The organism is Pseudomonas sp. NFACC16-2 (assembly GCF_900119205.1).
Taxonomy (GTDB): domain Bacteria; phylum Pseudomonadota; class Gammaproteobacteria; order Pseudomonadales; family Pseudomonadaceae; genus Aquipseudomonas; species Aquipseudomonas fluorescens_Q.
The window spans coordinates 24,549-33,131 of record NZ_FPIX01000054.1 but is presented as its reverse complement, the minus strand read 5'-3'; the positions used below and the strand labels follow the sequence as shown (position 1 = coordinate 33,131).

The 8,583-nt window shown below is 58.1% G+C and carries 11 protein-coding genes and 2 pseudogenes; 1 reads left to right on the top strand and 12 read right to left on the bottom strand.

Features of this window, described 5'->3' with window-relative positions; genetic code table 11:
• The 8 genes from BT116_RS27390 to rplM all read right to left on the bottom strand — a co-directional run.
• Positions 1–208 (bottom strand): helix-turn-helix domain-containing protein (locus BT116_RS27390; protein ID WP_139271913.1); only part of this gene is annotated, 208 nt, incomplete at its 3' end.
• Positions 209–493: 285 nt separating this feature from the next.
• Entirely contained in the window at positions 494–907 is a 414-nt protein-coding gene (locus tag BT116_RS27385; RefSeq protein WP_072348663.1) for a ClpXP protease specificity-enhancing factor, read from the bottom strand.
• Positions 908–923: 16 nt separating this feature from the next.
• Entirely contained in the window at positions 924–1,541 is a 618-nt protein-coding gene (locus BT116_RS27380; RefSeq protein ID WP_003178195.1) for a glutathione S-transferase N-terminal domain-containing protein, read from the bottom strand.
• Positions 1,542–1,689: 148 nt separating this feature from the next.
• Positions 1,690–2,472, bottom strand: coding sequence for a cytochrome c1 (locus tag BT116_RS27375; RefSeq protein ID WP_063324477.1), 783 nt, complete (start codon positions 2,470–2,472; stop codon positions 1,690–1,692).
• Positions 2,472–3,683: a cytochrome b gene (locus BT116_RS27370; RefSeq protein WP_003205362.1), complete on the bottom strand. Its 1,212-nt coding sequence runs from the start codon at positions 3,681–3,683 to the stop codon at positions 2,472–2,474. Before BT116_RS27370 ends, BT116_RS27375 begins: the two co-directional genes overlap by 1 nt.
• Positions 3,683–4,276: a ubiquinol-cytochrome c reductase iron-sulfur subunit gene (gene petA / locus BT116_RS27365; RefSeq protein WP_060740746.1), complete on the bottom strand. Its 594-nt coding sequence runs from the start codon at positions 4,274–4,276 to the stop codon at positions 3,683–3,685. Before petA ends, BT116_RS27370 begins: the two co-directional genes overlap by 1 nt.
• Before the next feature lie 256 nt (positions 4,277–4,532).
• Entirely contained in the window at positions 4,533–4,925 is a 393-nt protein-coding gene (gene rpsI, locus BT116_RS27360) for a 30S ribosomal protein S9 (protein ID WP_003228056.1), read from the bottom strand.
• Positions 4,926–4,939: 14 nt separating this feature from the next.
• Positions 4,940–5,368, bottom strand: coding sequence for a 50S ribosomal protein L13 (gene rplM, locus BT116_RS27355; protein WP_003205365.1), 429 nt, complete (start codon positions 5,366–5,368; stop codon positions 4,940–4,942).
• A gap of 245 nt (positions 5,369–5,613) precedes the next feature.
• Here rplM and BT116_RS27350 point away from each other — a divergent pair, with 245 nt between their 5' ends.
• On the top strand, positions 5,614–6,654 hold the full coding sequence (locus tag BT116_RS27350) for an NADP(H)-dependent aldo-keto reductase (protein WP_063324475.1): 1,041 nt from the start codon (positions 5,614–5,616) through the stop codon (positions 6,652–6,654).
• Between the two features lie 25 nt (positions 6,655–6,679).
• Here the strand turns inward: BT116_RS27350 and BT116_RS31965 are convergent.
• From BT116_RS31965 to BT116_RS27340, 4 genes and pseudogenes are all read right to left on the bottom strand, one after another.
• Positions 6,680–6,763, bottom strand: a pseudogene (locus BT116_RS31965) (hypothetical protein); the annotation flags it as partial.
• 125 nt (positions 6,764–6,888) lie between these two features.
• Positions 6,889–6,981 (bottom strand): annotated as a pseudogene (locus BT116_RS31960) (hypothetical protein); the annotation flags it as partial.
• The gene (locus BT116_RS31140; protein ID WP_072348661.1) at positions 6,981–7,211 is read right to left on the bottom strand and encodes a hypothetical protein; all 231 of its coding nucleotides are present in this window, start codon (positions 7,209–7,211) and stop codon (positions 6,981–6,983) included. The pseudogene BT116_RS31960 and the gene BT116_RS31140, both read right to left, overlap by 1 nt.
• Positions 7,211–8,347, bottom strand: a complete 1,137-nt coding sequence (locus BT116_RS27340; RefSeq protein WP_063324474.1) for an acyl-CoA dehydrogenase family protein — start codon at positions 8,345–8,347, stop codon at positions 7,211–7,213. The genes BT116_RS31140 and BT116_RS27340 overlap by 1 nt, the downstream gene beginning before the upstream one ends.
• Between the last annotated feature and the right edge of the window lie 236 nt (positions 8,348–8,583).

The window sequence follows — 8,583 nt, the reverse complement described above, 5'->3', positions numbered from 1 at the left end:
GTACCACATAGGTTTGGTTGTGCCGTCGGCGGCTACGTTCGTCGAGCCCACTGGGTCCCTCCAGCTCATAGCGCTCGACCCACTTGTAGCCAGTCTTTCGGCTGATCTGATAGTCCTGGCACAGCCGGCTAAAGCTGTGCTTTTCGGATAGATACTCAGCGATGAACATCACTTTGAGGTCCATAGGTTTCAGCTCTCTCCAGGGCATGGTCAGATCCTCGCGAAATCGACCCTGCCAGTTAAAAACTGTTACCTATGTGCGTGAACTGATTTGTAACCCATGTGGGTGAGTCATACCGGCAAGAGCGTTTTGCTTACTTTTGCGCTTTTCAAAAGTGAGCCGCTGTAAGAGCGGAACCATAAGTAGCCGTTACCGCAGCAACGGATATTCACACCAATCCACCAATAAATGCAGCCAAAAAAAATGCCCACATCTCACGACACAGGCATTTTCCTCAGCGAACAGCGAACAGCGAACAGATCACCCGCTCCGCTACTTCACCACCTTAAGACTAGGCCTACCGCTAGGCCGCGGTGGCTCGTCATCCGGTGGTGTCAGGTCATCATCCGGCTCGAACTCTTCTTCACCGTCCAACGGCGCTTCCAGCTCAAACACCATACCCTGGCCATTCTCCCGGGCATAAATCCCCAGAATCGCAGCAACTGGCACGTACAGGGTGTGCGGCACACCACCGAAGCGCCCTTCAAAGCTGACGGCGTCGTTATCCATGTGCAGGTGACGCACAGCGGCTGGCGACACGTTCAGGACAATCTGCCCATCATTGGCAAAACCCTGCGGCACCTGCACCGACGGAAATTCGGCATTGACCAACATGTGCGGGGTGCAATCATTGTCCACAATCCACTCGTAGAGCGCGCGGACCAGATAAGGTCGACTGGAGTTCATAGCGGCTCCCTAAGCCTTAGCGCATGTCACGTTCGACACCAGACAGACTCGCCTGGAAAGCCTCACGCGCGAATTGGCGCTCCATATAATCAAGCAGCGGCTTGGCAGGCCGCGGCAGTTCGATACCCAGAATCGGCAAACGCCAGAGTATGGGCAATAGGCAGCAATCCACCAGACTTTGTTCCTCACTGAGGAAAAACGGCTTATCGACGAATAGCGGCGATACGCCCGTCAGGCTTTCACGCAATTCCTTACGTGCCACGACCCGCGCCGGCTCCTTGGTCCGGGAATCCAGGATCAGATCCACCAACCCGCACCAGTCACGCTGGATGCGATGGATCAGCAAACGGCTATTGGCACGTGCGACAGGGTACACCGGCAGCAAAGGCGGATGCGGATAACGCTCATCCAGATATTCCATCACCACGGTCGACTCCCACAATGCCAGGTCACGATCGACCAGCGTAGGCAAGCTGCCATAAGGGTTCACCTCGATCAGCTTCGGCGGCTGACGGCCCGCTTCGACGTAAATGATCTCGGCGCTGACACCCTTCTCTGCCAGTACGATGCGTACCCGGTGGGAATAGTGGTCGGCGGGGTCGGAGTAACAGGCCAACCGATTGGTCACGCCCATGGCGATCCTCCTCGCTTGTTGAAATTATCGAAAAACGGAAAAACGAGCGCGCCCAGAGGGCGTCTCCCGTAACACCTGGCTGGCCAGGCTCGTTACATTAGAGACGCCCTTGGGCGCGCACGATTAACAGCAACGGCTTACAGCTTTATCAATGCACGTCTTTCCAGTATTCACGCTTGAGCAGGTACGCGAATACGAAGAAGAACGCCAGGTACAGCAATACATAGGTACCGATGCGCTGATGCTCCAGCTTCACCGGATTGGCCGAGTAGGCCAGGAAGGTCACCAGGTTCTTGACCTTCTCGTCGAACTGCTCCGGCGTCAGGCTGCCGGTATTCGGCAATACAGTCAGCTGGTCGCAGGCTTCATGAGTCAAAGCAGTGCCGGTCAGCGGATCGAATTGCTTTTTGCCGCCCTCAACGATCTGAACCTGTTTGCAGCCTACCACCTGGCGCCCCTGGAGGCCGACCAGTACGTTAGGCATGCCGACGTTCGGGAAGACCTTGTTGTTCACGCCCCATGGACGCGCAGGATCTTCGTAGAACGAACGCAGGTAACCATAAAGCCAGTCAGTCCCACGCACACGGGCGACAAGGGTCAGGTCTGGCGGCGCGGCACCGAACCAGGTCTTGGCATCCGCAGGCTGCATGCCGATGGTCATGTGATCGCCCAGCTTGGCACCGGTGAACACCAGTTTCTCGAGCATCACTTCATGAGGAATGCCCAGGTCATCGGCAACACGCTCGTAGCGCTGGAACTTGGCACTGTGGCAACCCATGCAGTAGTTGGCGAACGTACGTGCGCCGTCCTGCATGGCAGCTTTGTCGGAAACGTCGATGTCGACCTTTTCCAGCTCTGGACCACCGTGTTCAGCCGCGAAGGACAGTACGGGCATAGCAGCAAGAATCAGTACAGCAAATAGCTTTTTCATCAGCCAGTCACCCTTTCCGGAACCGGTTTGGTCTTCTCGAGCCTGGTGTAGAACGGCATCAGAATGAAGTAGGCGAAGTACAGGAAGGTGCAAACCTGCGACAGCAACGTACGCTCCGGTGTCGGGGCCAGCACGCCCAGCACGCCCAGGATCACGAACGAGATGCAGAACACCACGAGCCAGATCTTGCTCAACCAGCCTTTGTAGCGCATCGACTTGACGGGGCTGCGGTCCAGCCACGGCAGCACGAACAGCACTGCGATGGCCGCGCCCATGGCGATAACGCCCATCAGCTTGTCCGGGATCGCCCGCAAAATCGCGTAGAACGGCGTGAAGTACCAGACCGGGGCAATGTGCTCAGGGGTCTTGAACGCGTTCGCCTGCTCGAAGTTCGGCTTCTCGAGGAAGTAACCACCCATTTCCGGGAAGAAGAACACGATGGAACAGAAGATGAACAGGAAGACCACCACGCCGACGATATCTTTCACGGTGTAGTACGGGTGGAAGGCGATGCCATCCAGCGGTACGCCGTTCTCGTCCTTGTGCTTCTTGATGTCCACGCCATCGGGGTTGTTCGAGCCGACTTCGTGCAAGGCCAGGATGTGCAGAACCACCAGGCCAAGGATCACGATCGGCAGGGCGACCACGTGCAGGGCAAAGAAGCGGTTCAGGGTAATGCCCGAGATCAGGTAGTCACCGCGAATCCACTGGGTCAGGTCGTCACCGATGACCGGGATCGCACCGAACAGCGAGATGATCACCTGGGCACCCCAGTAGGACATCTGGCCCCACGGCAGCAGGTAGCCCATGAAGGCCTCGGCCATCAGCGCCAGGTAGATCAGCATGCCGAAGACCCACACCAGCTCGCGAGGCTTCTGGTACGAACCGTAGAGCAAGCCACGGAACATGTGCAGGTAGACCACGATGAAGAACGCCGAAGCGCCGGTGGAGTGCAGCAGACGCAGGATCGAGCCGTACTCGACGTCGCGCATGATGTATTCGACGGAGGCAAACGCTTCTTCCGCCGACGGGGTGTAGCTCATGGTCAGCCAGACACCGGTGACGATCTGGTTGACCAGAACGAGCAGCGCCAGGGAGCCAAAGAAGTAGAAGAAGTTGAAGTTCTTCGGAGCGTAATACTTGCTGAGATGGTCTTCCCACATTTTGGTCGCGGGAAAGCGCGCATCAACCCAATCCATGAATTTGCTCATCACGCTTTCTCCGTATCGACGCCAACGACAATGATGTCATCGGTCTCATAGGAATGCGGGGGAACTGGCAGGTTCAGAGGTGCAGGCTGCGACTTGTAGACGCGACCGGCCAGGTCGTAGTGGGAGCCGTGGCAAGGGCAGAAATAACCACCGACCCAGTCCTTGCCCAGGTCGGCAGGCGCCACTTCAGGGCGGAACGTTGGCGAGCAACCCAGGTGCGTACAGATCCCGATCAGCAGCAGGACCTCTGGCTTGATCGAACGCGTCTGCGGGTCGACATAGGTCGGTTGCGTAGAGTTCTTGGAGGACGGGTCGGACAACTGACCCTCGATCTTTTTCAGATTCCCCAGGATTTCCTCTGTACGGCGGACGATGAACACCGGCTGGCCGCGCCACTCAGCAATCATCTGCTGGCCTGGCTCGATCTTGCTGACATTCACTTTCACCGGTGCACCTGCGGCTTTCGCCTTGGCACTGGGAAACCATGACCCCACGAACGGGACCGCAGCCCCCACCGCTCCTGCAGCACCCACCACGGATGTGGCTGCTACCAGGAAGCGACGCCGGCCTGCATTCACGCCGTCATTGCTCATTCAGTCCTCTCCCATCAGCTTTGTGGCCTGTTAGATCAGGCGTCTACTAAGTAAAAATCTGAACTTATAAAAATTTTGCCGAATGGTAATGAAAAGCCCCAATTCTGACAAGGTAATTACCAAGCGGCCAAACCGCCAAGCCTTGTAGTATAGGGGCTCTACGAATGTGGCAAGTTGTCACAGAGCAATTCTTTTGCCCATAAAAAAACGCCCAGCTCCGTGAGGAACTGGGCGCCTTTTGAAAGCGGAAGCGAAATTAACGCTTCGAGTACTGCGGACGCTTACGCGCTTTACGCAGACCGACTTTCTTACGTTCAACTTCGCGAGCATCGCGAGTTACGAAGCCAGCTTTGCGCAGAGCACTACGCAGAGTCTCGTCGTAATCCATCAGGGCGCGAGTGATGCCGTGGCGGATTGCGCCAGCTTGACCACTTACACCACCACCGATAACGGTGACGTAGATGTCGAATTTTTCGACGGTCTCGGTCAGTTCCAGCGGCTGACGAACTACCATGCGGGCAGTTTCGCGGCCGAAGAAGTTATCCAGGGAGCGGTTGTTGATGGAGATGTTACCAGTGCCCGGACGCAGGAAAACGCGTGCGGTTGCAGTCTTGCGACGGCCAGTGCCGTAATTTTGAGTCGCCGACATAATGAACTATTCCGTTAAAACTTCAGTTCTTGGGGCTGCTGAGCAGTATGAGGGTGAGCAGCGCCCGCATAAACCTTCAGCTTACGATACATGTCGCGACCCAGTGGGTTTTTAGGCAGCATGCCTTTAACCGCGGTCTCGATCACGCGCTCAGGGGCTTTGGCGATCAGCTTTTCAAAGTTGATCGACTTGATGCCGCCAGGAAAACCGGAGTGGGAGTAGTACATTTTGTCAGTGGTTTTAGCGCCAGTAACACGTACTTGCTCAGCGTTGATCACGACGATGTAGTCACCGGTGTCAACGTGAGGAGTGTACTCAGGCTTGTGCTTGCCACGCAGACGGCTCGCGATTTCGGTGGCCAGACGACCCAGGGTCTGACCAGCAGCGTCGACGACAAACCAGTCGCGCTTTACTGTTTCCGGTTTAGCAGTAAAAGTTTTCATTCTTTATAGCCTCAGGGGCCGCCCTGTAAATTAGACGGCGGATCTTACTGAATAGTGCGTACTTTGACAAGTCAAAGGCAGCCGGATACAGACGCTTTCGGGGGCTCGGGTCGGCGCGTCCGTTCAACGGCAAGATTCTTCGGCGGCGGCGCATCACTTCCACTGCAGAAAGAGGTGCGCAATTATGCAGATTGCGAAAAATATTTCAACCTGCTTTTATGATTGTTTTGCCCAAGGAGCTCCCAATGGACTATCGCCCGCTAGGCCGTACCGATCTGAACGTGAGTGCCCTGTGCCTCGGAACCATGACCTGGGGTGAGCAGAACAGCGAGGCCGAGGCCTTCGCCCAGATCGAACGTGCCAAGGGTGCCGGCATCAATTTCATCGACACCGCCGAGATGTACCCGGTGCCACCCAAGGCCGAAACCTACGCCACCACCGAGCGCTACATCGGCAATTACTTCAAGAGTCGCGGCGATCGTGCCGACTGGATCCTGGCGAGCAAGATCGCCGGCCCCGGCAACACTATCGACTACATCCGCGACAAGAACCTCAAGCACAACCGCCGCCACATCGTCGAAGCCGTGGACGCCAGCCTCAAGCGCCTGCAAACCGACTACATCGACCTCTATCAGCTGCATTGGCCTGAGCGCAGCACCAACTTCTTCGGTCAACTGGGCTACCAGCACAAGGCCGACGAAACGTTCACCCCGCTGGAGGAAACCCTCGAAGCCCTGGACGAACAGGTTCGCGCCGGCAAGATCCGCCATATCGGCCTGTCCAACGAAACGCCGTGGGGCACCATGAAGTTCCTTGCCCTGGCCGAGGCCCGTGGCTGGCCGCGAGCGGTGTCGATCCAGAACCCGTACAACCTGCTCAACCGCAGCTTCGAGATCGGCCTGTCGGAAATCGCCATTCGCGAGCAATGCGGCTTACTGGCTTATTCGCCACTGGCGTTCGGCTTTCTGTCGGGCAAATACGAAAACGGCGCACGGCCAGCCAAGGGTCGCCTGACGCTGTACAGCCGCTTCATGCGTTACTTCAACCCGCAATCGGAAGCGGCGTGCAGCCGTTATGTGGCCCTGGCCCGCGAACACGGCCTGGACCCGGCGCAGATGGCCCTGGCGTTCGTCACCCGACAGCCGTTCGTGACCAGCAACATCATTGGCGCCACCACGCTGGAGCAACTGGACAGCAATATTGCCAGCTTCGACCTGAAGCTGTCGGATGAAGTGCTGGCGGGGATCGAGGCGATCCACAAGGATCAGCCCAACCCGGCGCCTTGATCACCAGGTAGACAGCCCTTGGCCTCGCCGCCGTCGGCACGTCCAGCTTGCCTTGCAGGCGCAATTCCAGGCAGCGGTCGACGAAGACCCGGCCAATCTGGATCTCGGTTAGATCGTTCCCACGCTCTGCGTGGGAATGCCGCCAGGGACGCTCCGCGTTCCGCTTCTGAAGGGTGACGCAGAGCGTCACGGGATGCATTCCCACGCGGAGCGTGGGAAACGATCACGCGGCATCTTGGCCATCGCCGCCGTCGGCACGTCCAGCTTGCCTTGCAGGCGCAATTCCAGGCAGCGGTCGACGAAGACCCGACCGATCTGGATCTCGGTTAGATCGTTCCCACGCTGCGTGGGAATGCCGCCAGGGACGCTCCGCGTTCCGCTTCTGGAGGGTGACGCAGAGCGTCACGGGATGCATTCCCACGCGGAGCGTAGGAACGATCACGCGGCATCTTGGCCATCGCCGCCGTCGGCATGTCCAGCTTGCCTTGCAGACGCAATTCCAGGCAGCGGTCGACGAAGACCCGGCCGATCTGGATTTCGGTTAGATCACGCGGCATTACAGCGACCGCGCGATAATCTCCTTCATGATCTCATTGGTCCCGGCATAGATCCGCTGCACCCGCGCATCCGCCCACGCCCGGGCAATCGGGTATTCCCACATGAAGCCGTAGCCGCCATGCAACTGCACGCACTCGTCGAGCACCTTGCATTGCAGGTCGGTGCCCCAGTACTTGGCCATCGCCGCCGTCGGCACGTCCAACTTGCCTTGCAGGTGCAACTCCAGGCAGCGGTCGACGAAGACCCGGCCGATCTGGATTTCGGTGGCCATTTCCGCGAGCTTGAAACGGGTGTTCTGGAAGTCCGCGATGGATTTGCCGAATGCCTTGCGCTCGCGGGTGTAGTCCAGAGTCCATTGCAGCGCCGCTTCGGCCGATGCCAGGCCGCCGATGGCGACGGTCAGGCGCTCCTGGGGTAGCTCCTGCATCAAGTAGGCGAAGCCCATGCCGGCCTGCCCCAGCAGGTTCTCCTTCGGCACGCGGACATCCTGGAAGAACAATTCCGACGTGTCCTGGGCCTTCATGCCGACTTTTTCCAGGCGTTTGCCCTTTTCAAAACCCAGCGTGCCCGCCTCTACCAGGAACAGGCTGGTGCCCTTGGCGCCGGCCTTCGGATCGGTCTTGGCGACCACGATCACCAGGTCCGCCAGGAAACCATTGGTGATGAACGTCTTCGAGCCGTTGATGACGTATTCGTCGCCGTCCAGCACCGCCGTGGTCTTCACCCCTTGCAGGTCGGAACCGGCGCCCGGCTCGGTCATGGCGATGGCCGTGACCATTTCGCCGGACACCAGTTTCGGCAGGTACTTGTGTTTCAGCGCCTCACTGCCGTAATGCAGAATGTACGGCGCGACGATGTCGGAATGCAGCGAGAACCCGATGCCCGTCAGCCCCAGGCGGCCGATTTCCTCGATCACCACCGTGCTGTAGAGAAAATCGGCGTCCAGCCCCCCATAGGCTTCTGGAAGGTGCGAGCACAACATGCCCGCCTCCCCTGCCTTGTTCCAGAGCTGGCGATCGACATGTCCCTGTTTTTCCCACTGGCTGTGGTACGGCACGGCTTCTTTTTCGAGGAAGGTTCGTACGCTGTCGCGAAACAATTCGTGTTCGGGACTGAACAGTGTTCTGGGGATCATGGCGCACCTTTGGTTATTGTTGGGCGTGGTTATCCGACAGAGCCTAAGCCTGCGGGGTACGACAGGACACTGGACACATCCGACAAAAAATAAGACGATCCAGCCGCCCGATGACCACTTTCCCCTATAAAAATAAAGATGAATTATGTCTATGCACGCCTCCACGCCCTTACGGCGCGTCAGCATCCTGGCAATCGACCGAGTCTTCGCCTCCACCCTCATGCAAGCCAAGGATT